Origin of the sequence: uncultured Nostoc sp., assembly GCF_964245445.1 — a bacterium.
Lineage (GTDB): Bacteria > Cyanobacteriota > Cyanobacteriia > Cyanobacteriales > Nostocaceae > Nostoc.
Genome location: NZ_CAXTNE010000074.1, coordinates 1 through 1,593, shown reverse-complemented (window position 1 = coordinate 1,593; position 1,593 = coordinate 1). Strand labels below are relative to the sequence as shown.

Sequence of the window (1,593 nt, the reverse complement as noted above, 5' to 3'; positions counted from 1 at the left end):
GACTTGTGTTCTGAACGAATGGACTTGTGTTCTGAACCAAAACTATCAAAATTCTTCCAGGTGCTTTGGTTATCGTGGACAAAACTGTGGCAGAAGCGATCGCCATTGGTTACGGTAATGAGTTGCATAGTGATGATGGCATTGGTCACTCCCCAGTCTCAAACCACCAAGGGTCATTAGTAGCGTTAGTTTTAATCAAAATAGCTTTTTTTCGCATAAACCGTTTCAGCGCTGCTACACCCATGCGTGACCCTCCCATACCGGAGAATTTGAAGGCGTTTTTCTCTCCTTCATGCATGAGGGCGGTGAGTGCAGCATCGTTGATACTAATAGCACCTGCATCTATCTGCTGGGAAACTTTTAAGGCTTCAGCTTCCAAAGCAAAGACAGCAGCACTCAATCCATAAATTGAGTCGTTCGCTAAAGATACTGCTTCCTCTACTGTGGAAAAAGGCATTACTGGCATAATGGGGCCGAAAGTCTCTTCGGTCATCACTTTCATGGAATGATTAACCTGGGTAAGAACTGTTGGACGACACCACCAACCCCCACCTAAGTCTTCAATTACACCGCCGCAGTGAATTACTGCTCCCTTTTCCACTGCATCTAGGAGATGGTCGCTAATAATTGCTGCTTGTTTTTCAGCAATAATGGGGCCAATTTCTCCACTTTCGACTGTGGGGTAGGCTAGTTGAAGGCGATAAGCTTTGGCTACTAATTGATGGTAAAACTTTTCAAATATCGATTCAGCAACATAAATTCGCTCAATTGATAAGCATGACTGTCCGGTGTTGACGACGGAACCCCACAATATTGCTGAGGTTGCTAATTCTAAATTGGCTGATTCTAAAACGATAGCAGGGTCTTTTCCGCCTAATTCCAAAAAAGCCGGAATAAACCGTTTAGCAGCCGCTTCTGCTACTTTTCGGCCTGTTGCTACACTGCCTGTAAAGCACACCAAATCTACATTTTCAATCAAAGCAGATCCAGTTTCGCCTGCTCCTTCAACAAAAGTTAATACGTCGCGCAATTCAGGAACGGCGCTGATTGCTGTTTTCAGTGGTGCTACGAAGCGGGGAGCAATTTCACTGGGTTTAACAATGACAGCACAACCCGCCAGTAATGCCGGAATGGTATCAATGGTTGACAGTAACAGTGGAAAATTCCACGGGCTAATTACCCCAACTAGGGGATAAGGAACGGATGTTTGTTGTAAAGCGATAAATGGAATTGCTGTGTTTTTGGCAGAGTCTTGCAGCAATTCCGGCGCTAACTTACACCAGCGATCAATGCTAGAGAGGAAAGAGTCTATTTCTAATACTGAGGTCGATAATCTTCCTGTATCATTTACCAAAGCCTCCGTTAAGCGATCGCGCCCTGATAATATCGCTTCCTTCCACTGCTGTAAGGCTTCAATTCTCCCCTCTAAACCCAGTTGCTGCCAGCGAACTTGCGCCCTGCGGGTGCGCTTACATTGCTGTGCCAGCAGCCTGGGGGGCGGCGGGATAATTACGTAGTCAAATTTGCCAGTTCGGGGATTGCGGACTTCTATTGGTTTTGTCATTGGTCATTGGTCATTTGTTATTCTCCCCC

Annotated in this window: 1 protein-coding gene; it reads right to left on the bottom strand. The window is 45.8% G+C overall.

Going from position 1 to position 1,593, the window contains the following annotated elements; genetic code table 11:
- Positions 1-145: 145 nt before the first annotated feature.
- Positions 146-1,564, bottom strand: coding sequence for an aldehyde dehydrogenase family protein (locus ACFE90_RS14590; RefSeq protein ID WP_375501633.1), 1,419 nt, complete (start codon positions 1,562-1,564; stop codon positions 146-148).
- Positions 1,565-1,593 lie beyond the last annotated feature (29 nt).